This window comes from Paraburkholderia sp. (genome assembly GCF_035501035.1).
Lineage (GTDB): Bacteria > Pseudomonadota > Gammaproteobacteria > Burkholderiales > Burkholderiaceae > Paraburkholderia.
Genome location: NZ_DATJWR010000157.1, coordinates 16,591 through 37,648, shown reverse-complemented (window position 1 = coordinate 37,648; position 21,058 = coordinate 16,591). Strand labels below are relative to the sequence as shown.

Annotated in this window: 20 protein-coding genes; 16 read left to right on the top strand and 4 right to left on the bottom strand. The window is 67.4% G+C overall.

What is annotated here, in order from left to right:
• Nucleotides 1-36 precede the first annotated feature (36 nt).
• Nucleotides 37-1,455 (bottom strand): PLP-dependent aminotransferase family protein, encoded by a 1,419-nt coding sequence (locus VMJ11_RS11115; protein WP_325619469.1) that lies wholly within the window; start codon nt 1,453-1,455, stop codon nt 37-39.
• Nucleotides 1,456-1,579: 124 nt separating this feature from the next.
• On the opposite strand from VMJ11_RS11115, the gene VMJ11_RS11110 reads away from it, so the two are divergent.
• The 4 genes from VMJ11_RS11110 to kch all read left to right on the top strand — a co-directional run bounded on the left by VMJ11_RS11110 (nt 1,580) and on the right by kch (nt 5,378).
• Entirely contained in the window at nt 1,580-2,503 is a 924-nt protein-coding gene (locus VMJ11_RS11110; RefSeq protein ID WP_325619468.1) for a DMT family transporter, read from the top strand.
• A 95-nt stretch (nt 2,504-2,598) separates the two neighbouring features.
• Nucleotides 2,599-3,147: a GNAT family N-acetyltransferase gene (locus VMJ11_RS11105; RefSeq protein ID WP_325619467.1), complete on the top strand. Its 549-nt coding sequence runs from the start codon at nt 2,599-2,601 to the stop codon at nt 3,145-3,147.
• 168 nt (nt 3,148-3,315) lie between these two features.
• On the top strand, nt 3,316-4,200 hold the full coding sequence (locus VMJ11_RS11100; RefSeq protein ID WP_325619466.1) for a mechanosensitive ion channel family protein: 885 nt from the start codon (nt 3,316-3,318) through the stop codon (nt 4,198-4,200).
• Nucleotides 4,197-5,378, top strand: coding sequence for a voltage-gated potassium channel protein (gene kch / locus VMJ11_RS11095; protein ID WP_325619465.1), 1,182 nt, complete (start codon nt 4,197-4,199; stop codon nt 5,376-5,378). The genes VMJ11_RS11100 and kch overlap by 4 nt, the downstream gene beginning before the upstream one ends.
• 66 nt (nt 5,379-5,444) lie before the next feature.
• Here the strand turns inward: kch and VMJ11_RS11090 are convergent, their stop codons facing one another.
• Nucleotides 5,445-6,020, bottom strand: a complete 576-nt coding sequence (locus VMJ11_RS11090; RefSeq protein WP_325619464.1) for a putative glycolipid-binding domain-containing protein — start codon at nt 6,018-6,020, stop codon at nt 5,445-5,447.
• Nucleotides 6,021-6,315: 295 nt separating this feature from the next.
• Between VMJ11_RS11090 and VMJ11_RS11085 the strand changes: the two genes are divergently transcribed.
• From VMJ11_RS11085 to VMJ11_RS11055, 7 genes are all read left to right on the top strand, one after another.
• Nucleotides 6,316-7,320: an urea transporter gene (locus tag VMJ11_RS11085; RefSeq protein WP_325619463.1), complete on the top strand. Its 1,005-nt coding sequence runs from the start codon at nt 6,316-6,318 to the stop codon at nt 7,318-7,320.
• Nucleotides 7,321-7,330: 10 nt separating this feature from the next.
• On the top strand, nt 7,331-8,107 hold the full coding sequence (locus VMJ11_RS11080) for a class II aldolase/adducin family protein (protein WP_325619462.1): 777 nt from the start codon (nt 7,331-7,333) through the stop codon (nt 8,105-8,107).
• A gap of 40 nt (nt 8,108-8,147) precedes the next feature.
• Nucleotides 8,148-8,369: a 4-oxalocrotonate tautomerase gene (locus VMJ11_RS11075; protein WP_325619479.1), complete on the top strand. Its 222-nt coding sequence runs from the start codon at nt 8,148-8,150 to the stop codon at nt 8,367-8,369.
• 396 nt (nt 8,370-8,765) lie between these two features.
• A complete protein-coding gene (locus VMJ11_RS11070) occupies nt 8,766-10,205 on the top strand; it encodes a cytochrome ubiquinol oxidase subunit I (protein ID WP_325619461.1) in 1,440 nt (479 codons plus the stop codon).
• A gap of 37 nt (nt 10,206-10,242) precedes the next feature.
• Complete coding sequence (cydB, locus tag VMJ11_RS11065) at nt 10,243-11,247, top strand: cytochrome d ubiquinol oxidase subunit II (protein ID WP_325619460.1); 1,005 nt, start codon at nt 10,243-10,245, stop codon at nt 11,245-11,247.
• Nucleotides 11,222-11,398, top strand: coding sequence for a hypothetical protein (locus VMJ11_RS11060; RefSeq protein ID WP_325619459.1), 177 nt, complete (start codon nt 11,222-11,224; stop codon nt 11,396-11,398). Before cydB ends, VMJ11_RS11060 begins: the two co-directional genes overlap by 26 nt.
• A gap of 80 nt (nt 11,399-11,478) precedes the next feature.
• Complete coding sequence (locus VMJ11_RS11055) at nt 11,479-12,258, top strand: hypothetical protein (protein WP_325619458.1); 780 nt, start codon at nt 11,479-11,481, stop codon at nt 12,256-12,258.
• Between the two features lie 9 nt (nt 12,259-12,267).
• Here the strand turns inward: VMJ11_RS11055 and VMJ11_RS11050 are convergent, their stop codons facing one another.
• Both VMJ11_RS11050 and VMJ11_RS11045 read right to left on the bottom strand, forming a co-directional pair.
• Nucleotides 12,268-12,945 carry an isoprenylcysteine carboxylmethyltransferase family protein gene (locus VMJ11_RS11050; RefSeq protein ID WP_325619478.1) on the bottom strand — a complete coding sequence of 226 codons (678 nt, stop codon included), beginning with the start codon at nt 12,943-12,945 and terminating at the stop codon, nt 12,268-12,270.
• Nucleotides 12,946-13,020: 75 nt separating this feature from the next.
• Nucleotides 13,021-13,887, bottom strand: a complete 867-nt coding sequence (locus tag VMJ11_RS11045; RefSeq protein WP_325619457.1) for an arylamine N-acetyltransferase — start codon at nt 13,885-13,887, stop codon at nt 13,021-13,023.
• 313 nt (nt 13,888-14,200) lie between these two features.
• On the opposite strand from VMJ11_RS11045, the gene VMJ11_RS11040 reads away from it, so the two are divergent.
• The 5 genes from VMJ11_RS11040 (at nt 14,201) to VMJ11_RS11020 (ending at nt 21,050) form a co-directional block, all read left to right on the top strand.
• Nucleotides 14,201-15,715: a carbohydrate porin gene (locus VMJ11_RS11040; protein WP_325619456.1), complete on the top strand. Its 1,515-nt coding sequence runs from the start codon at nt 14,201-14,203 to the stop codon at nt 15,713-15,715.
• Nucleotides 15,716-15,837: 122 nt separating this feature from the next.
• The gene (locus tag VMJ11_RS11035; RefSeq protein ID WP_325619455.1) at nt 15,838-16,998 is read left to right on the top strand and encodes a hypothetical protein; all 1,161 of its coding nucleotides are present in this window, start codon (nt 15,838-15,840) and stop codon (nt 16,996-16,998) included.
• Between the two features lie 2 nt (nt 16,999-17,000).
• Nucleotides 17,001-18,320: an iron uptake transporter deferrochelatase/peroxidase subunit gene (gene efeB, locus VMJ11_RS11030; protein WP_325619454.1), complete on the top strand. Its 1,320-nt coding sequence runs from the start codon at nt 17,001-17,003 to the stop codon at nt 18,318-18,320.
• A 32-nt stretch (nt 18,321-18,352) separates the two neighbouring features.
• Nucleotides 18,353-19,372, top strand: a complete 1,020-nt coding sequence (locus VMJ11_RS11025) for an iron ABC transporter substrate-binding protein (protein WP_325619453.1) — start codon at nt 18,353-18,355, stop codon at nt 19,370-19,372.
• A 73-nt stretch (nt 19,373-19,445) separates the two neighbouring features.
• A complete protein-coding gene (locus tag VMJ11_RS11020) occupies nt 19,446-21,050 on the top strand; it encodes an ABC transporter permease (protein ID WP_414694364.1) in 1,605 nt (534 codons plus the stop codon).
• The last annotated feature ends 8 nt before the right edge of the window (nt 21,051-21,058 follow it).

Below are 21,058 nucleotides of genomic sequence, written 5' to 3'. Positions count from 1 at the left end.
GCGGCCTGCCCGCCTCTTCGTTTCAAGTTTCACGTTTCAGGCAGGCTGCGCCACGCGCTCCATCGCGCGCTGCAACGTTTCGTAGACCTTCGGCCGGTTGCACTGCGAAACGTTGAAGCGCAAATACGCGCCCGCGTTATGCGACACGCTGAACACGTTGCCCGGCGCGAGCACCACCCCTTGCGCCAGCGCGTCGCGCGCGACCAGCGCGGCGTCGAGCCCGTCCGGCAATTGCGCCCATACGAACAGACCCGCCTGCGGGCGGGTCCAGGCACTCAGGCCGAGCGCCGAAAGCCTGCGCAGGGTCTCGCCCATTGCGTCGGCGAGCTTCGCGCGCAACCCGTCCAGGTGCCGTCGATAGGTACCGTCCACGAGCAGCCGGTGCACGAGCTCGGCCGCCATCTCCCCATTGCCGAACGCAACCGCGAGCTTCAGGTCGACGAGCGGTTCGATCCAGTCCGCGCGCGCCGCGATGAAACCGCAGCGCGCCGCCGCCGACATCGTCTTCGAAAAACTGCCGATCGTGACGACGCGCGCGAGCCCGTCGAAGGCCGCGAGGCGCGGCGCGGGCTCGATCTCGAAGTCCGCGAAGATGTCGTCCTCGACGATCAGCAGATCGTGCTCCTCGGCGAGCTTGAGCAGGCGATGCGCAACGGCAGGCGCGAGCGTGGCGCCGGTGGGGTTGTGTATGGCCGAGTTCGTCACGTAGAGCCGCGGACGCGTTTCGCCAAGCGTGCGCTCGAACGCGGCGAGGTCCGGTCCCGAGGGCGTGTACGGCACGCCGACCACGCGCACGCGGTGCGCGCGCAGCAAGGCCTGGAAGTTGAAGTAGCACGGATCGTCGACTAGCACGGTATCGCCCGGCTCCAGCAGCAGGCGGCATAGCAGGTCGAGCGCCTGCGTGCCGCCGTCGGTGAGCACGATCTGCTCGGGCGCGGCGGCCACGCCATGCTGGCCGAGCCGCCAGGCGAGCTGCTGGCGCAGCGCGGGCAGGCCGAGCGGCGAGGCGTAGTCGGTGAGCTGCGCGCGCGGGTCGCGCGCCATGGCGCGCAGCGCGCGCCGCACGGCGTCCTGCGGCAACCACGAGGCGGGCAGCCAGCCGCAACCGGGCCGAAGCGTGGCGGCCTCGGTCTGCAGCGACTGGCGCGTGAGCCACAGCGGATCGATCTCGCGGTCGAGCTGCGGCCCGAGCGCCGCGAGCGCGAGCGGCGGCGCGTGGCCAGCCACGTAGAAGCCCGCACCGCGCCGCGCGACGAGCACGCCCTCGGCCACGAGGCGCTCGTAGGCGTCCACCACCGTCGACTTCGATACGCCAAGCTGCTCACACATCGTGCGGATGGACGGCACGCGCGCACCCGCAGCCAGCGCCCGCGCCGCGATGCGCTCGCGCAGCGCTTCCATGACCTGCTCGACGCGCGTCATGGGCTGGGCTCCCGTCCTCGTACTGTCTTTCATCTGTACTGCTCCGTGTCCAATACAGTTTGAACAAATTGTACTGATCTGTAGCTTACCGCCAGCGAGCGCGGCGTGCATCATCGGCAACATGTCCGATGTTTCCTTTCCAGATCGCGAACAGCCCATGCGCAAGAAGCTCGATTCCACCACCGACGGCTGGCTCTGCGGCCTCGCCGGCGTGCTCATCTTCAGCGGCTCGCTGCCCGCCACGCGGCTCGCCGTGCTCGGCCTAGACCCCGTGTTCCTGACCGGCGCGCGCGCAACCATCGCCGGCGCAATCGGCGCAGTGCTGCTGCTCTCGCTGCGCGCCGCGCGGCCCACGCGCGCGGAGATCGGGCCGCTCGTCGTCGTCGCGCTCGGCGTGGTGGTGGGCTTTCCGCTTCTCACCGCGCTCGCGCTGCAGCACGTGAGTTCGGCGCATGCCATCGTGTTCATCGGCTTGCTACCGCTCGCCACGGCGGTGTTCGGCGTGCTGCGCGGCGGTGAGCGTCCGCAGCCCGCCTTCTGGCTCTTTTCCGCGGCAGGCAGCGCGGCCGTGGTGGCGTTCGCGCTGCGCCACGGCCTCGACGCCTCGCCGGTGGGCGACGCGCTGATGCTCGGCTCGATCGTCGTCTGCGGGCTCGGCTATGCGGAGGGCGCGCGGCTCTCGCGGCACCTCGGCGGCTGGCAGGTGATCTGCTGGGCGCTCGTGATCTCGCTGCCGGTCATGGCGCCGCTCGCCTGGTGGCTGCGGCCCGTTTCGTTCGCAGCCGTGGGCGCGGCCTCGTGGTGGGGGCTCGCGTATGTCTCGTCCTTCAGCATGCTGATCGGCTTCGTGTTCTGGTATCGCGGACTTGCGCTCGGCGGCATTGCGGGTGTCGGACAACTGCAGTTGCTCCAGCCGTTCTTCGGTTTCGTGCTCGCCGCCCTGCTGTTGCACGAGACCGTGCCGCCCGCGATGATCGCGGTCACCGCCGTCGTGATCGCATGCGTGGCCGGGGCGCGGCGGTTCGGGCGCGCGTCAGGCGCTGCTTCCGCCGGCAGTGGAGCGCGTACGCAGCGCGTCTGAGTCTGGGCGCGGCATTTTTGGCGCGCTTCAAAAGCACGCTCACGCAAGGCATAGTGAGGGATGCGAACCTCCATCACCATGCCCTGGCTGACTCGATGAACCCAGATTCCGCCACGCAAGCGCAGGCGCACGTGCGCGACGCCACTGCCGACGACTTTCCCGCCATCGCCGCGATCTACGCGCACCACGTGCTGCATGGCACGGCGTCGTTCGAGGAGGCGCCGCCGTCGCTCGACGAACTGCTGCGCCGCTACGCCGCCGTGCGCGAGCAGGGCCTGCCGTGGCTCGTCGCACAGGTCGACGGCCGCGTGGCGGGCTACTGCTACGCCACGCCGTACCGGCCGCGCCCGGCGTACCGCTACACCATCGAAGACTCGATCTACATCGACGAGGCCTTTCGCGGCCGCGGGCTCGGCCACGCGCTGCTCGGCGCGCTGATCGAGCGCTGCGAGGCGGGCCCGTGGCGGCAGATGATCGCCGTGGTCGCCGACCCGCGCGGCGGCTCGCTCAAGCTGCACGAGCGGCTCGGCTTCGAGCTGACCGGCACGTTGCGCGGCGTGGGCTTCAAGCACGGCGAGTGGCGCGACACGGCGCTCATGCAGCGCACGCTGGGGCCCGGCGCGCACACGCCGCCCGAGGGCTGACGCACCGCGCCGTGCGGGCGTTGGTGCGCGCACCGCGCGTACCGCAAGCGATACGCCGCTCGTACAATACGTCCTTTCGCAACGGAACCGGCCCGTGACGCCGCGCCGTCACGCCGATAGCGCGACGCCTCGACACCCCGGCGCTCCGAAGACAAGGACTCTTGGCCCATGCAATCCCTCCTCGTCCAGGTACACCCGTCCAACTGGAGCTTCCTGTGGGACGCGCTCACCGTCCTCGCGTCGCGCGCGTGCGCGGCCGCGGCGATCCTCTGGTTCGGCTGGTGGTTCTCGCGGCGCGTCGCCAACTGGATCGCACGGCGCGGCGGCCGCATCGACCCGACGCTGCGCCCGATCGTGCGCGATACGGCCGTGTGGGGCGTGCGGCTCGTCGCCGTGATCGGCGCGCTCTCGCAGCTCGGCATCCAGACCGCGAGCATCGTCGCGGTGCTCGGCGCGGCCGGTCTCGCCATCGGTCTCGCGCTGCAAGGCACGCTCCAGAACATCGCAGCCGGCATCATGCTGTTGCTGCTGCGGCCATTCAAGGTGGGCGACTATATCGACGGCGGCGCAGGCGGCAATGTCGCGGGCACCGTCGAGGCAGTCAATCTCTTCACGACGCGGCTCACCAAGCCCGACGGCATCTGCGAATACGTGCCGAACAGCGCGCTGTGGAGCAACTCGATTCGCAACTACAGCCGCAATCCCACGCGCCGGCTCGATCTCGAAGTCGAGGTGTCGGTGCGCGACGACGTGAACCGCGCCATCGAGGCGCTGCGCACGCTGGCCGCCGCCGATCCGCGCGTGCTAGCCGCACCCGCGCCGCAAGTGATGGTGAGCCGCTTCGATGACAGCACCGCCGTGCTCAACGTGCGCGTCTGGGCCAACATCGACACATACTGGGAGATGCGCTGGGACCTCTCGCGCAAGGTGCGCCAGGCGCTGAACGACGCGCAGTGCTCGCTGCCGCTGCGCGCGCGCGAGCTGCACATCGTGCAGACGCAAGAGGGCGGTCAGGCGCAGCAAACCCATCAAGCACGACAAACGCCGCAATGAAGGCGTTCGCGCGCCGCCTGCGCGGCCATGCTCGCCGGCTCGTGCCGCACGGCTATCTGGCCTTGCTGCTGGTCGTCGACGGCCTGATGCTGGTGCGCCCGGTCGCGCAGAAAGCGCTCCAGCATGCACGCGGCAACTGGTTCGAAGACTCGATCACGCTCATCAACGCGTTCGGCGTGCTGGCCCTTCCCCAGGCGGTGATCGCCACCGGCCTCGCCATGATGTCGATCGGCATTGCACTGCGCGCGCGCATGGCGTGGGTGCTCTCGCTGGTGCTGCTCGCCGGCGCGGCCAGCATCTGTCTGTGGGGGGACTATCGCAGCAACGCGCTCGCCGCCTTCACGCTCGCGCTCGCGTGCGCGCTCGTTTACTACTGGCGCCGCTTCGATCGCGTGAGCCTCGCCGCAGGCTCTTTATTCGCATTCCTGAGCATAGGCTCGTTGATCGTCTATGCAGTGTTCGGCGCGCTCTATCTCGGCACGGATTTTTCGCCGCCGATCACCAATCTCGTCACGGCGTTCTACTTCTCGATCGTCTCGATGTCCACGGTCGGCTACGGCGATATCGTGCCGCGCTCGGACACCGCGCGGCTTTTCACGGCCTCGATCATCGTGCTCGGCATTACCGTGTTCGCCACCTCGATCAGCGCCGTGATCGGCCCGGTGATCGGCGGTCATCTCAAACGCATCGTGAAGGGAGGCATCTCCAACGTGATCCGCAAGAACCACTACCTGATCGTCGGCGCGTCGCCGCTTGCGCATAGCGTGTACGCGGGGCTCGTCAAGCGCGGCTACCCGGTCACCGTGATCGTCGCGTCCAATTCGCCTCACATGTACCCCGCCGACGCCGATCTCGTGATCGGCGACGCGAGCGATACCGCCACGCTGCAAGATGCCGGCGCAAAGACAGCGCTCGCCGCGCTCGCGCTGCGCATGGACGACGCCGAAAACGCCTTCGTGATTCTCGCGCTCAAGGAGGTCGCGCCGAAGGTGCGCACCGTGGCGCTCGTGAATGACAGCCGCAATTTGCAGCGGCTGCGCCTGCTGCAGCCCGACATGGTGTTCTCGCCGCAACTGCTCGCGGGTGAGTTGCTCGCGCGCACGCTCAACAACGAAACCATCGACAACACGCTCATCGAGCAACTGTTGTTCGGCAAGGACGCGGGCGGCGCGGCCTGAGGTACTCGTGCGTTCGCCTGCTTGCGCTCAGTTGGCGCTCAGTCTTGGCGCTCACAGTCTTGGTGCTCAGCCTTGGTCCCCAGGCGGCGGAAGCCGTCGAAAAAGCGTGGGATAGTCGATCACGAGACCGTCCTCGTCCACGCGCAGATTCGCGGTGAAATCGCGGAAGATGCCCTCGTAGCGGTATTCGCGGTCGGGCTCGATGCACACGTAAGCCTGCTCGACGGGCTTCGGTTCGAGTTCGGGCGCGGCGATGTACGCGACGCAAATGGGCCGGCGCTCGCCGCGTTCGAGACGCAGGCGGCGGATCGGCAGCGTGTTCGTGAACGGCGTCGCGGCGATGTCGATGTCGATGCAGCCATCGAGCGCGTCGAGCGCGCGGCCCTCGCCGTCGCGCCAATGGCCCTCGCCGTCGCCGTGGAGCACGAGCGTGCGACCGCCCATCACGCGCAGCGCAGCCCAGGTCACGCGCCAGCGCGCATCGCATTCGATCGCGTAGCACAGGCCGTACGACTTGCCGTAGCGCTCGCCGACCACCACGCTTTCCACGCGGATCACGTCGCCGCTCGCACCCGACTTCGCATCGAACGCCAGATGCTCGATGCCCTCGCCCGTCTCGGATGCCCAACGCACTTCACGCATCGTTCGTCTCCTGTCCCATGCAAAGCTGTGGTCGTCGTGCGCGTATCGTAACGCAGCGTGAAAACCGGGTACGCCTGGACGCGTCATGACGCGCGTGACGTGGCACGGCAGACGCACGCCCATACACGCAAGCAGCGCCCACGCGCGCCAAATAGCGACTATCAACGCACGAGCATGCGCGAAGCCGCCGGCATCGCCTATGCTCGGCACTCCGACCGACCGCTCGTCCGCCGCACGCGCTCCTGCGCGGCGCGCCGGGGCGAGCTCGCCTCTACATGCTCGCCGCGCTTTTGCCATGCCCGCCCGTCCGTCCGCTGACTCCAGCGCCGCCATCACCGCTGATACCGCTGCCGATACCGCCGCATTCGGCGCGCTGTTGCGCAGCCTCGGTCAGATCGTGCTGCAAGCACATGCGGGAACGGGCGCGTGCTTGCTCGCCGCGCTCGCGCTCACCGATCTGCGCCTCGCCTTGGCGGCGTTGATCGGCACCACGTCGGCCAATGTCTGCGCGGTCGTGGCCGGCCATGCGCAGGCGACGGTGCGCGATGGCCTCGCGGGCTACAACGGCGCGCTCGCCGCGCTCGCGGCGTTCACCTTCATCGACGACGCGGCCACGGCGGCCGCCGTCGCGCTCATCGCGGCCGGCGCGAGCGCGTGGCTCGCCGAGCCGTTGAAGCGTCGCCTTTCCCGCGCGCGGCTCAGTCTGTATTCGGCGCCATGCCTCATCGCAACGTGGATCTGGCTGCCGATGCACCCAGGCGGCGCTCCCGCCGCCGTCGACGCCTGGTTCGACGTGGCCGCCCCCGGCCCGCATGGCGCACCGCTCGCGGCCCTCGCGCACTGCGCCGCGGGCGTCCTGAGCGGCCTCGCGCAAACCACGTTCGCCGGCGGCGCAGCCGCGGGCTTGTGCGTGCTCGCGGGCATCGCGTGGTCGTCGCGGCGCGCGGCGGCCTGCGCATTGGGCGGCGCGGCGCTCGCCAGCGCGCTCGAACTCGCGTGCGGCGCGACGCCGGACGCCTTCGGCGCGGGCCTCGCGGGCTTCAACGGCGCACTTGCGGCGCTCGCGGTCTGCACGCTCGGCACACGCGCCGCAATCTGTGCGACCATGCTCGCCACGGCCCTGCATCTCGCCGCCGCGCGCTGCGGGCTGCCGGCCATGAGCGCGCCGTTCGTGCTCGCCAGCTGGAGCACGCATGCGGCGGCGCGGCGCCTCGGTTTGCCATCCGTGCCGACTACACCGCGCGACACACCCAATACGCCCAATACGCCCAATACGCCCAATACGCCCATCATCCGTTGAAGGAATTGCCATGTCTTTCGCCCATCGCCCGACGAGCACCTGCGCCGAAACCGCGCCGCGCTCCGCCGCGGAGCAGCAACTGCGCGTCAACCTGGCCGCCGCCTACCGCCTCATCGCGCTCAACGGCTGGGACGACCTCATCTACACGCATGTCTCCGCCGCCGTGCCCGGCGAACCGGGCCGCTTTCTGATCAATCCATTCGGCCTCGGCTTCGAGGAGGTGCGCGCGTCGAACCTCGTCAAGATCGACACTGAAGGCCGCATCGTTGGCGAGAGCGAGCATCCCGTAAACGCCACCGGATTCGCACTGCATGCGGCCGTGCATCTCGCGCGGCCCGACGCCGTGTGCGTGATGCATCTGCACAACACGGCGGGCATTGCCGTATCGATCCAGCGCGACGGCCTGCTGCCCGCTTCGCAGCATGCGCTGCGCTTTTACGGCCAGCTCGCGTGGCACGACTACGAGGGCCTCGCCTTCACGCCCACAGAAGGCGCGCGCCTCACAACGAGCCTCGGCGCGCATCCGGCCATGCTCTTGCGCAATCACGGCACGCTCACGGCTGGGCGCACGGTCGCCGAGGCCTATGTGCTGATGGCGACGCTCATCAAGGCTTGCGAGATCCAGTTGCAGGCGCAGGCCGGGGGCGTCCCCCTCGTGCTGCCGCCGCCCGAAGTGGCCGCGCGCACGGCGGAGCAACTGCGCGACGGCGGTGCGATCGAAGGCGAGCTCGAATGGCCCGCACTGCTGCGCAAGCTCGACCGCCTTGACGCGTCATACCGCGACTGACTTTCTCCCCCTTCCCCCCACGTTTCGAGTCCGATCCTCGATCTCGACCCTAACCGCCACAAAGGAGACCCGCATGCCGACTTTCCACATCGAAATGTTCGAAGGCCGCACCGTCGAGCAAAAGCGCGCACTCGCCGCCGCGCTGACCGAGACCACCTGCAAGGTGCTCGGCGTCGAACCGCAATCCGTCGACATCCTCTTTCACGACGTGAAGCCCGAAAACTGGGCGACGGCCGGCAAGCTGTGGAGCGACCCGCGCTGACATCGTCATTTCATTCGCTCTCCTCTTTTTCCATGCTTGACCGCGCGTGCACCTGTTCGCACGGTCAAGCGAGCCTCAATTCCCCCACACGATTCTTCGCATCCCGTACCGGGGCAGATTGACGCACCTCATGCGGCTGCGCGGTGTATTGACGCAGTGAACCGCAGTTCGAGCCATCCTCGTGCGCAACGGGCGTCCAATCTAAATTGATTTTTATCAATGCTTTAGCGCACGCTATCGCGAGATATCGATTGACTGCTGCGACATGCTGGCGCACACCGCAGCGCAGCAAAACCGCCGCCGTTCCCCTACGCTTACGTCCGTCGCACCGCAACCTCGGCGCCCCCGCTGCAGCCCAGTGCGACGTTTTCCGGCACGCAAGCAACAGGCACGCACATGCACACGTCAATCTCCGCCTTCGACCTGGCCCGACTGCAGTTCGCCTTCACCGTCTCGTTCCATATCGTCTTCCCCGCGCTCTCCATCGGCCTCGCGAGCTTCATCGCCGTGCTCGAAGCCTGCTGGCTCAAAACCCGCAAGCCGTTCTACAAGGACCTGTGCCTGTTCTGGTCGAAGGTCTTCGCCGTGGCTTTCGGCATGGGCGTCGTTTCCGGCGTCGTCATGAGCTACCAGTTCGGCACGAACTGGTCGGGCTTTTCGTCGTTCGCGGGCCCTGTGACCGGTCCGTTGCTGATGTACGAGGTCATGACCGCGTTCTTTCTCGAAGCGGGCTTCCTCGGCATCATGCTGTTCGGCTGGAACCGCGTGAGCCCGCGCGCCCACTTCGGCGCAACGCTGATGGTCGCCATCGGCACGCTCATCTCCACGTTCTGGATCCTCGCCTCGAATAGCTGGATGCAGACGCCGCAAGGCTTCAAAATCGTGAACGGCCAGGTCGTGCCGACCGACTGGTTCAAGATCATCTTCAACCCGTCGTTCCCGTACCGCCTCGCGCACATGGCGATCGCCGCGTTCATCGTGGCCGCGCTCGTGGTGGCCGCGACCGGTGCGTGGCATCTGCTCAAGGGCCGGCGCGATCCCGCCATCAAGAAGATGTTTTCGATGGCGCTGGTCCTCCTGCTCGTGCTCGCGCCCGTGCAGGCCATGGTGGGCGACCAGCACGGCCTGAACACGCTCAAATATCAGCCCGCCAAGATCGCCGCGATGGAAGGCCTCTGGGACACCGAGCCAGGCGGCACCGCGCTCAATCTCTTCGGCATTCCCGACATGCAGGCCGAAACCACGCGCTACGCGGTGAAGGTACCCCACCTTGGCAGCCTGATCCTCACGCATAGCTGGGACGGCGAGATCAAGGGCCTCAAGTCGTTCCCGCCCGACGAGCGGCCCAACTCGACGCTCGTGTTCTGGAGCTTCCGCATCATGGTTGGCTTAGGTCTGCTGATGATCTTGCTCGGCGTGATGGGCTGGGTGCTGCGCCGCCGCGGCACGCTCTACGAATCGCGCGGTTTCCAGCGCTTCGTGCTCGCGATGGGGCCGACCGGCTTCATCACGCTGCTCGCGGGCTGGGTCACGACCGAAGCCGGCCGCCAGCCCTGGGTGGTCTACGGCGTGATGCGCACCGCGCAGGCCGTGTCGCCGCTCACGGCGCAACAAGTGGGTATTTCGCTGATGGCGTTCGTGGTCGTCTACTTCCTCGTTTTCGGCACGGGCATTTACTACCTGCTCAAGCTCATGCGCAATGGCCCGGCGCTGCCCGGCCAGACGCCGCACGAACCACATGAACCCCGTGAGCCGCACGTCGCGCGCCCGGCGCTCGCCGCGAACCAGACGGCACGGCGCCCCATGTCCGCCGCCGATCAGCTGATCGACGCCTGACGCTTCCCGCATCCAACGTTACGAGGCTAGCAAGCAAATGGACGTTACCGTCATCTGGGCCGCGATCATCGCGCTCGGCGTTCTTCTCTACGTGGTGCTGGATGGCTTCGATCTCGGCATCGGCATCGTGTTTCCGCTCTTCCCCGACGAGGAGGAGCGCAACCTCATGATGAACACGGTCGCCCCTGTCTGGGACGGCAACGAAACCTGGCTCGTGCTTGGCGGCGCGGGACTCTTTGCCGTGTTTCCGGTCGTCTACTCGACCGTGCTCTCGGCGCTCTACCTGCCGCTCGTGTTCATGCTCGCATGCCTGATCTTCCGCGGTGTGTCGTTCGAGATTCGCGCCAAGGCCAACCGCACGAAGCATCTTTGGGATCTCGCGTTCATCGGCGGCTCGACGGGCGCGGCATTCTTCCAGGGCATCGCGCTGGGCGCCTTCCTGCAAGGCATTCCCATGGACGAGGGGCGCTTCGCGGGCGACGCCTTCGGCTGGCTCACGCCGTTCAGCCTGCTCTCGGGCTTCGGGCTCGTCGCGACCTATGCGCTACTCGGCTGCTGCTGGCTCGTGGCGAAGACCGAAGGCGATCTGCAGCGGCGCCTGCACAAGCTCGTGTGGCCGCTCACGGTCATGCTGCTCGGCTTCATCGCGCTCGTGAGCCTGTGGACGCCACTGCAAGACCCCGCCGTCGCCGAGCGCTGGTTCCGCTCGGGCATCTTCTGGCATCTCGCGCCCGTGCCGCTGCTCGTGCTCGCCTGCGCCGCGTGGATGCGCTGGGCCGTACACGCCCGCCATCACAAGACGCCGTTCATCGCGGCGCTCGGACTCGTGCTGCTCGGCTATGCGGGCCTGCTCGTGAGCCTGTGGCCCTATGCGATCCCCCAGGGCCTCACGCTCTGGGAAGCGGCCGCGCCGCGCGAGAGCCAGATGTTCACGCTTGCAGGCGCCGCATTCATTCTGCCCATCATCCTCGCGTACACGGCGCTCGGTTACTGGGTCTTCAGAGGCAAGGTGCGTCATGGCGACTCCCATCACTACCACTGAATCACGCGATGACGGCGCGCGCCGCTTGCGCCTCAAGCTGCCCGGCTGGCTCTGGTTCGTACTCCTCTGGTGTGCGGGCGTGGGCGCGGCGATCTCGCTCGGCTTCGCGTTCAAGGTCTTCATGAACCTCACGCTCTTTGCCGTGAAGTGAGCGGCACCAGCGCACCCGCCCCCCGCTTTAGCCGCGCCGCGTTAGACTGCAGGCTGTCTGTCAACCGTGTGAACAACGACATGCAACAGATGACCTTCATGGAATGCGTCAAGCGCACGTGGTCGAGCGCCTGGCAAGCCGCCACGCAAATGCCCCTGCTCGTGGCCGGCACGTTCGCGCTTTACGCGGCGCTCGGCTGGTTCGGGCTCGCGGGCCGTCCCGTGCCAGTCGAAGGCGTTACGCCTTCCGCGGCCCTCGTGGCGACCGGCAATCTCGCCTCGATCCTGAACGCGCTCATCTACCTCTGGTTCACGCTCAAGGTCTCGCGCTTCGTGCTGCTCGGCGAGCAGGCCACGCCGCTCATGCCAGGCGCGGCGAAGCCGCTCCTGCGCACCTTCATCGTCAGCGTCGTCATGACGGCTTCGCTCGTCGCGCTCGGCCTCGCGCTGTGGTTCGTGCTGCGGCCTCAACACCAAGGCGGCTCAGCGTTCCTGACGCTGGTGGTCATCGCGATCTGGATGTTCGTGGCCACGCGCCTCTCACTGCTCTATCCCGCCGTCGCGATTGGCGGCCGCATCGCCCTCGGCGCTGCATGGCGCGATACGCGCGGTCACTTCTGGAGCATGTTCGGCGTCGTTGTCGTCACGGCACTGCCGATTCCCGTGTGCGGCACCGCCATCATGATCGCATTGGGACGAGCCGGCATCACGCCCGAAATCGCACAGAGGCCCGGCTGGCTCACCGCGCTCGCCGTAGGCCAAAGCGTCGGCACCGTCTTATTCGCGCTCGTCAGCACCACGGCGCTCGCGTGGCTCTATCGCCGCTACGCAAACGCTTTGCCGGCGCCCGAGGCGCGCTAGCCGGCCGCTCTACCAGATGCCCGGCACGAAGCGATAGCGCACGCGCTCGAGATACGCGCGGTAGCCGGGCAGATTCTCCGCGAGCGTCTGCTCCTCGCGCACCGCGCGGTAGCCGAGCGCCACGACCATGAACGGCACGCACGCGAGCCCCCACCATGAGCCGAGCATGAGCGGCGTGCCGATGAGAAACAACAGCGCGAACCCGTACATCGGATGGCGCACGTAGGCATACGGACCGCTGTCGCTCACCGTATGCCCGCGCTCGCGCTGGATCTTCACTACGGGCGCGGCGTAGCGGTTCGCCGCGAAAACGCCGCGCGTCGCATAGATGTCGATAAAGATCGCGATGGCGCCCAGCACGCTGAGCCAGAGCGGCACATTCGACCAGCGCATGCGCACGGCGTCGATGCCCATCAGGCACAGCCATGCGCAAAAGCCCACCGACACGCACAGCATGAACACCCGGTCCCACGGTTGCTGCTCGCGTTGCGCGAACGGCGCGAGGCGCTCGGCGAGCAGGCCCGGATCCTCACGCGCGAGCCATAGGCCGATCCACACGCCGCACGCGGCCCACTCCAGCAACCAGAACCAGCCGGCCGTCCACGCCAGGGTGCCCGCCGAACCGAATAGCAACGCACCCATCAGCGCGAACCAGATCACGACCTGCACGAACAGTTTCGTCATCAGGGGCTTCGTCGTTGGCGGATGAGTCATGGGGGCCTCCTCGCACGCGCCTCGTGCAACGCTTCGCGCCGTGCGCGCCTAGCCTTTCGCGCCACGCGCCATCATGCGCTCGTAAAGCGCGCCGGCGTCGATGCGCTGCGTCGCTTCCGCGCGCGCGAGGTCGATGCCGAAGTGCTCGCGCAGGCACTGCGCGAGTTCCTCTCCATTTGCGATCGTACGCTCCTCCGTAATGCGTCCCTGCGCATCGCGCCCGGTAAAGCGCTCGTTGAACAGGATCGCGCGGCCGCCTTCGCGCGCAATGCACGCGATGAGGCTGGAAGTGAAGAACGAATCGGGGGACGCCGACGTGAACCAGTTCGCCACTTCGTAATCGACCCATTCGGCCGCTGTGGATTCGAAGCGATACACATCGATCCACTTCTCGCCATCGAACAGCTCCAGCTTGCGCTCGTCCGCCGGTAACGTCACGATCCGCGCGGGTTCATGTGGCGTCTGCTGTTGCCCTTCCGTCGAGAGCGACAGCGGCGCACATAGGGTCGCGCCGCCGAAGCCGACATCCGCGAGCCACTGATCGCCCTCTGCCTCCACGCGCAGCAGCATGTGAGTGCGCGCCGTGCGCGCGCCGGGCTCCCGACCATACAGCACGCGAGCGGCGAGCGGCGTGACGGCAAAGCCCAGTTGCATGAGCACGTGCGCGAACAAGGTGTTGTGCTCGAAACAGTAGCCGCCGCGGCGTTGCGTCACGAGCTTGGCGGCAACGTCCGGCAGCTTGATCGAAACGCGCTGGCCGGCGAACGGATCAAGGTTCTCGAAAGGGATCGCAAGAGGATGGAGCCGGTGCAGTTCGCGCAGCACGGCAAGCGTCGCCGCGCGCGGCCCGTCGTAACCGATGCGGGCGAAGTACGGATCGAGATCCAGTTCGTAGCGTGTCGTGATGTCAGTCATGAGGCCACTCTTTTCGGACGGCTTGATCGGTAAGCGTTCGTTCACGAGCACGATGATAAGCGACTCCATTCGTCCGATTGAATCGCCAAAAACTGACGATCTGTAATGTTCAACCCGGTGTTAGACAGTATTCCGTAAGAATACCGATGACGCGGCGTAAATCAGTTGAGAATCATTCTCGTTTTTGTTGACGATAGCATTCTTGATTAGTACGATGACGCCGTCAGTGGACGACGGGTGTTCAGTGGCTTGCGAATCACGAATCCGAACGCGACCAATCTCGCAATCGAACAACCTATAAGTAAGGAATACGATGGAATCGACCCGATCAGTCCGTGTGGCCCCGCTGGCCTGTTCGCGCCGCGCAGCCACCGGTCGTTCGGCACGTAGGCGCGCACCGGCGCTGCATACGTTCGCTGCGCTTGCCGCCAGCGTGACGTTTGCCTGCAGCGCGGCGCATGCGCAGAGCAACGCAAACCCCGACGCCGCCCCCGAAGCCCCGGAAGCCGACCTCGCCATCGCAGCGCAGCCGTCCAACTTCTGGACCGGTTTCTGGACGCGGCAGAACATGCTGGGCGACATGGGCGGCCTGCGGCCGTGGCTCGGCAAGTACGGCGTGACGTTCCAGCTCACGGAAACGAGCGAGTACCTCGCGAACCTGCGCGGCGGCCTCAAGACCGGCGGCGCGTACGACGGCCTGACGACCGCAACGGTCCAGGTCGATACGAGCAAGGCGCTCGGCATTCCCGGCGGCCTGTTCAATGTGAGCGCCCTGCAGATTCACGGCACCAACCTGAGCACGTCGAACCTCGGCACGCTGAACACCGCGAGCGGCATCGAAGCCACGCCTACCACGCGCCTGTGGGAACTCTGGTATCAGCAGTCGTTCCTCGACAAGCGCGTCGATGTGAAGATCGGTCAGCAGAGCCTCGACCAGGAATTCATCGTGAGCCAGTACGGCGCGCTCTTCATCAACACGATGTTCGGCTGGCCCGCGCTGCCTTCGTACGACATGCCCTCGGGCGGCCCCGCCTATCCGCTCGCCGGCCTCGGCGTGCGCGTGCGCGGCCAGATCACGCCGTCGCTCACCGCGCTAGGCGGTGTGTTCGCCGGCGACCCGCTCGGCAACGATCCCACTAACCTTAGTGGTACGAACTTCAATCTGCACAACGGCACGCTGTGGATTGGCGAGCTTCAGTACGCCATCAACCAGCCTTCCGAAGGCGAGCTCGTGAGCGCGGACAATCACGGCCTGCCGGGCACGTACAAGCTCGGCTTCTGGTACAACAACAATCCGTTCGCCGACCAGCGCTTCGACAACACCGGCCTGTCGCTCGCGAATCCGCTGTCGAGCGGCATTCCCGCGCAGCATCAGGGCAACTACAGCATCTACGCAGTCGCCGACCAGATGATCTGGCGCCCCGATCCGGACGAGGCGCGCAGCATCGGCGTATTCGCGCGCGTGATGGGCGCCCCCGGCGACCGCAATCTCGTGAGCCTCGCGGCGAACCTGGGCATCGTGATGAAGGCGCCGTTCAAGGGCCGCGACAACGACAGCGTGGGCCTCGCGGCCACGTACATCAAGGTCGGCAACAACGTGCATGACCTCGACCTCGATTCGCGCATGTTCCTCGGTGGTCCTTACGGTGTTCGCACGCAGGAAACGACGCTCGAAGCGACCTATCAGTATCAGGTCACGCCGTGGTGGCTGCTTCAGGCCGACGCGCAGTACACGTTCAACGCGGGCGCGGGCCAGAACCCGCAGGATCCGGCAGCGCCGCTACGCAATACGTTCGTGATCGGCTTGCGGACGAACATCACGTTCTGAGTCAGTGCGCCTCCCATTGCCAACGTTCCTGTCCCATGTCTAACCTCAAGTCCTCGCGTTTTCTCTCCGGCATGAGCGCCGCGCCGCACGTGCGGCAATCCCGCGAGGCACGGAGATCCAGTATGAAACACGCCACGCGCACGCTCCTGCAGTACACGGTGCACGCTGCCAGGTCCGCGCTCGCGCTTGCCGCCGCGGCTACGCTCGCAAGCGCCCCGCTCGTCGCCCACGCGGACCCGCAGGGCCTGCTCGAGAACGTCAAGCACCACACCACGCTCATCAACACCGTGCCCGACAACGGCGATCAGAACCCGTACGCGATCTTCGTCGCGCCGGTCTCCGCTGGCACCGTGAAAGCAGGCGACGTGCTGGTGGACAACTTCAACAACGCCGCCAACCTGCAGGGCACCGGCAGCACGATCATCGACTATCACCCGGACACGAAGCAGATGACGCTGTTCGCTTCGATCCCGCGTGACCTCAAGGAATGCCCCGGCGGCGTGGGCCTCTCGATCGCGATGACGATGCTCAAGTCGGGCTGGGTGATCGTGGGCAGCACGCCGAGCAACGACGGCACGACGAACACCAAGGGCGCAGGCTGCCTGATCGTGCTCGACAGCAACGGCAAGATCGCGAAGACCATCAGCAGCCCTAACATCAACGACCCGTGGGGCAACATGGCCGTGATCGACAACGGCGACCACGCCACGCTGTTCGTCAGCAACGCGGGCTTCGGCGTGGGCGGCGCGGACGGCGACCCGCCCGTCTTCAAGCAGGCCACCGTGCTGCGCCTCGATCTCGACATCCCGAACGGCCAGACGCCGGTCGTGAAGAGCGAGACGGTGGTGGCGAGCGGCTTCGGCGCGCAGGCCGACAAGGGCGTTTTCCTCGTCGGCCCGACCGGCCTCGCGCTTTCGGCGGACAACAAGCTGCTCTACGTGTCCGACGCGATCGGCAACCGCATCAACGTGATCGAAGACCCGACGACGCGCGACACGAGCGCCGGCGTTGGCCGCCAGCTCACCGCCGACGGCCTGCTGCACCGCCCGCTCGCCATGATCGCGACGCCCCAGGGTCACTTGCTCGTGACGAACGCCTTGAACGGCCAGGTCGTCGAGATCGACCCGGTCGCGGCCAAACAGCTTTACGCGCGCTGGATCGACACGGACCGCGCGCAAACCCCTCCGGGCAACGGCGACCTCTTCGGCATCGCGCTGACCCCGGCTGGCGACGGCTTCTACTACGTAGAAGACGACGTGAACACCCTCGTGCTCGCAAAATAACCATGTCCTCAGACGATACCCGCAATCCTCCCTCACGCCCGGCGCGGCGCGGCTTCCTGAAAGCCGGCGCCGCGCTGGGCGCGAGCCTCGGCGCCGCGGCCGGCGCAGGTCTTGCCGCAAGCGGCCAGGCCCAGGCCGCCGAGGCGAAGCACCATGCCATGGCCGCCGACCCGATGCTCGCCGTCGAGCCGTTCTACGGCGAGCACCAGGGCGGCATCGTGACGCCGCAGCAGGCGCACACGTATGTCGCGGCGTTCGACCTCACGACGACTTCGCGCGCCGACGTCATCAACCTGCTGCGCAAGTGGACCGAGTCCGCGGCGCAGATGACCCAGGGCCGCCCCGCCGCCTCGCTCGACGGCACCGGCGACGACCATCCCGCAGCCGATTCCGGCGACGTGCTCGGCCTCGGGCCGGCCGGTCTCACGGTGACGTTCGGCTTCGGCCCCGGCCTCTTCACCTCGCAGGACAAGGATCGCTATGGTCTCGCGAGCAAGCGTCCCGCCGCGCTCGTCGATCTGCCGCGCTTCAACGGCGACCAGTTGATCGCCCAGAAGACGGGCGGCGACCTCTTCGTCCAGGCTTGTGCCAACGACGCCCAGGTGGCCTTCCACGCGGTGCGCCAGCTCGCGCGACAAGGTTACGGAATCCTCACGATGCGCTGGGGCCAGGCGGGCTTTCTTTCCGGCCCGCGCGGCAAGACGGCGCGTAACCTGATGGGCTTCAAGGACGGCACCAACAACCCGCCCACCACGGACCCGAAGGCGATGAACGAGTTCGTCTGGGCCACGGCCGCGGACGCGCCATGGATGCAGGGCGGCACCTATACGGTGGTACGCCGCATTCGCATCACGCTCCAGCACTGGGACCAGATGGAGCTCGGCTTCCAGGAGCAGGTGTTCGGGCGTCACAAGTACAGCGGCGCCCCCATCGGGCAGAAGAACGAGTTCGATCCAGTCGATCTCGACGCGCAGGACAAGGACGGCAACCCGCTGATTCCCGAGAACTCGCACGTGCGCCTCTCGAACCGCGCGTCGAACAACGGCGCGCAGATCCTGCGCCGCTCGTACTCGTACAACGACAGCACAGACTTCTACATCGAGCGCTGGCCGCCGTGGCGCCAGGAGACCGAATATGACGCGGGCCTCATTTTCGTCGCACACCAGGGCGACCCGCGCACGGGATTCATTCCGATCAACGAGCGCCTCGCGAAGTTCGACATGATGAACCAGTTCACGACGCACATCGGCAGCGCGATCTTCGCGTGCCCGCCGGGTGCGAAGCCGGGCTCGTTCATCGGCGCGGAGCTGTTCAACGCCTGAAATCAATCGATAACTACGGATAACGAACGATCATGAAGCTTTTCCCGATGCGTGCCCCGCTGCGGGCCGCCGCCCTCTCGCTGGCGCTCGCGGGCGCGCTGCCGTTCGGCGCGCACGCCGCCTCGATCACGCTCTACAACGCGCAGCACGAGCAGGTCGTGAACCAGCTCGCGAAGGACTTCGAACAGCAGACCGGCATCGACGTGAAGATCCGCAGCGGCGAAGGCCCCGCGCTCGCGGCGCAGCTCGTCGCCGAAGGCGAGAAGACGCCCGCCGACGTCTACTTCACGGAGAACTCGCCCGAGCTGATGCTGCTCGAGGAAAAAGGCCTGCTCGCCCCGGTGCAACAGGCCACGCTCGCCACCGTGCCCGCGCGCTACAACTCGCCGCAGGGACAATGGGTGGGCGTGACCGCGCGCGAGAACGTGCTTGCCTATAACACGACCAAGGTGCAGCCCGCGCAACTGCCGAAGTCGATTTTCGACCTGGCCAAACCCGAGTGGAAGGGCAAGGTCGGCATCGCGCCGAGCGACGCCGACTTCCTGCCGCTCGTCGATGCCGTGCTCGCCATGAAGGGCGAAGCCGCGACGCTCGAATGGCTCAAGGGCCTGAAAACCAACTCGCAGATCTTCGACGACGACGAAGGCGTGGTGGCCGCCGTGAATCGCGGCGCGGTCGCCGCAGGCATCATCAACAACTACTACTGGGACCGCCTGCACGCCGAGATCGGCGACAAGCAAACGCGCAGTGCCGTCGCGCATTTCGCCGATGGTGACGTGGGCGCGCTCGTGAACGTCTCGGGCGCGGCGGTGATGAAGTCGGCGCACAATGTGGACGGCGCGCAGAAGTTCCTCGCGTACCTCGTGAGCGAGCGCGCACAGAAGCTGATGGCGCAGGACCACATCAGCTTCGAGTACCCGCTTCGCCCCGGCGTGGCGAGTGACCCCATCAACAAGCCGTTCGACCAGCTGAAGCCGCCCGCGCTGACCATCCAGCAGCTCGGCGACGACAGCCAGGCGGGCCGTCTGTTGCGTCAGGCGGGCCTGTTGTAAAAACCATGGAGTCCGAAGCAAGATCGTGAGCGAAGCAGTCACCACGGCGCAAGCCATGCCGGAGTCAGGCCCCATGGACGCCCCGGCCGCCCTGTCCCCGCCCACGCGGCGGCGTACGCCGCGCGCGTTGTTCGCGGCCGCCGCGCTCGGCCCGCTGCTGGTGCTGCTGCCGCTCGCGCTCACGTTCTGGCGCGCGCTGTCGTTCGGGCTCGCCGACGCCGCCGAGCTGATCTTCCGTCCGCTTGCCGGCGAGCTGCTCGTCAACACGCTCTCGATCACGGTCTCGGCCACGCTCGCTTGCGCCGTGCTCGGCACTGCCGTGGCGTGGCTCGTCGAGCGCACCGACGTGCCGGGGCGCCGCGCCTGGGCACTGCTCGCCGCGGCGCCGCTCGCCATGCCGGCCTTCGTCACGAGTTACGCATGGGTCTCGCTGAGCCTCGATCTGCAGGACTTTCTCGGCGCGTTCATCGTCATCACGACCGCCTACTTCCCGCTCGTCTATCTGCCGGTGGCCGCCGCGCTGCGCGGCCTCGACCCGGCGCTCGAAGAATCGGCACGCGCGCTCGGCTGCAACCGCTGGGCCGTGTTCCTGCGCGTCGTGCTGCCGCAATTGCGGCCCGCCTTGCTCGGCTCGATGCTGCTCGTCGCGCTCGGCGTGCTGTCCGAATTCGGCGCGTTCACGCTGCTGCGTTTTCGCACCTTCACCACCGAAATCTACGCGGAGTACCGCACGAGCTTCGATGGCGGCGGCGCCTCGCTGCTCGCCTGCGTGCTGATCCTGCTGTGCCTCGTGTGCCTCGTACTCGAGTTTCGCGTACGCGGCCGCGCGCGCTATGAGCGCGTGGATCGCGGCACCCGGCGCGCGAGCGTGCGCCACGCGCTCGGGCGCTGGCGCTGGCCCGTCGCGGCGGGCTTCGTCGCGCTCAACGTCGCCACGCTCGGCGTGCCGCTCGCGATGATCGGCTACTGGCTTACGCAGCCCGGCGCGGCCGCGATCACGCCCGCCGACGTTTCGCCCGAGTTGCTCGTCTCGACCACGTTCGCCTCGCTGCGGCTCGGCCTCACCGCCGCGTTCTTCACCACGCTGCTCGCGCTACCGCTCGCGTATCTGCTCGCTCGCTATCCAAGCCGCGCCGCCACGTTCCTCGAACGCACGACGTTCATCGCGCAGGGCGTGCCGAGCCTCGTCATCGCGCTCGCAATCGTCTCGCTCGCGGTGCGCGCGCTCGAACCGCTCTATCAGGGCACCACGCTGCTGATTACGGCCTACGCGATCCTCTTTCTGCCGCTCGCGCTCGTGAGCGTGCGCGCGGCGCTCATGCAGGCACAGCAGCGCCTCGAAGAAACGGCGCGCGCGCTCGGGCTCGGCTGGTTCGCGACGCTGCGCCGCGTGGTGCTGCCACTCGCCGGTCCCGGGCTCGGCGCGGCCGCCTCGATGGTGTTCATCTCGGTGGTCACCGAACTCAACGCCACGCTGCTGCTCTCGCCGATCGGCACGCATACGCTGGCCACCCAGGTCTGGACCGATACCGCCACGCTCGCCTTCGCGGCCGCCGCGCCCTATGCGGCGCTGCTCACCGCGCTTTCGCTCGCGGCCTCGGGCCTGCTGTTCGCGTTCGCGGGCCGCTCGGCGCTCGCGGGCCACGCGCCGGCCGGTACGCCGCCCGACGCCAACTGAGCCACTTC

Bases quoted from the DNA above. Each gene is read 5' to 3' on its own strand.
- VMJ11_RS11115 (WP_325619469.1), bottom strand. From the start codon at position 1,455: ATGAAAGACAGTACGAGGACGGGAGCCCAGCCCATGACGCGCGTCGAG.
- VMJ11_RS11110 (WP_325619468.1), top strand. From the start codon at position 1,580: ATGCGCAAGAAGCTCGATTCCACCACCGACGGCTGGCTCTGCGGCCTC.
- VMJ11_RS11105 (WP_325619467.1), top strand. From the start codon at position 2,599: ATGAACCCAGATTCCGCCACGCAAGCGCAGGCGCACGTGCGCGACGCC.
- VMJ11_RS11100 (WP_325619466.1), top strand. From the start codon at position 3,316: ATGCAATCCCTCCTCGTCCAGGTACACCCGTCCAACTGGAGCTTCCTG.
- kch (WP_325619465.1), top strand. From the start codon at position 4,197: ATGAAGGCGTTCGCGCGCCGCCTGCGCGGCCATGCTCGCCGGCTCGTG.
- VMJ11_RS11090 (WP_325619464.1), bottom strand. From the start codon at position 6,020: ATGCGTGAAGTGCGTTGGGCATCCGAGACGGGCGAGGGCATCGAGCAT.
- VMJ11_RS11085 (WP_325619463.1), top strand. From the start codon at position 6,316: ATGCCCGCCCGTCCGTCCGCTGACTCCAGCGCCGCCATCACCGCTGAT.
- VMJ11_RS11080 (WP_325619462.1), top strand. From the start codon at position 7,331: ATGTCTTTCGCCCATCGCCCGACGAGCACCTGCGCCGAAACCGCGCCG.
- VMJ11_RS11070 (WP_325619461.1), top strand. From the start codon at position 8,766: ATGCACACGTCAATCTCCGCCTTCGACCTGGCCCGACTGCAGTTCGCC.
- cydB (WP_325619460.1), top strand. From the start codon at position 10,243: ATGGACGTTACCGTCATCTGGGCCGCGATCATCGCGCTCGGCGTTCTT.
- VMJ11_RS11060 (WP_325619459.1), top strand. From the start codon at position 11,222: ATGGCGACTCCCATCACTACCACTGAATCACGCGATGACGGCGCGCGC.
- VMJ11_RS11055 (WP_325619458.1), top strand. From the start codon at position 11,479: ATGCAACAGATGACCTTCATGGAATGCGTCAAGCGCACGTGGTCGAGC.
- VMJ11_RS11045 (WP_325619457.1), bottom strand. From the start codon at position 13,887: ATGACTGACATCACGACACGCTACGAACTGGATCTCGATCCGTACTTC.
- VMJ11_RS11040 (WP_325619456.1), top strand. From the start codon at position 14,201: ATGGAATCGACCCGATCAGTCCGTGTGGCCCCGCTGGCCTGTTCGCGC.
- VMJ11_RS11035 (WP_325619455.1), top strand. From the start codon at position 15,838: ATGAAACACGCCACGCGCACGCTCCTGCAGTACACGGTGCACGCTGCC.
- efeB (WP_325619454.1), top strand. From the start codon at position 17,001: ATGTCCTCAGACGATACCCGCAATCCTCCCTCACGCCCGGCGCGGCGC.
- VMJ11_RS11025 (WP_325619453.1), top strand. From the start codon at position 18,353: ATGAAGCTTTTCCCGATGCGTGCCCCGCTGCGGGCCGCCGCCCTCTCG.
- VMJ11_RS11020 (WP_414694364.1), top strand. From the start codon at position 19,446: ATGGACGCCCCGGCCGCCCTGTCCCCGCCCACGCGGCGGCGTACGCCG.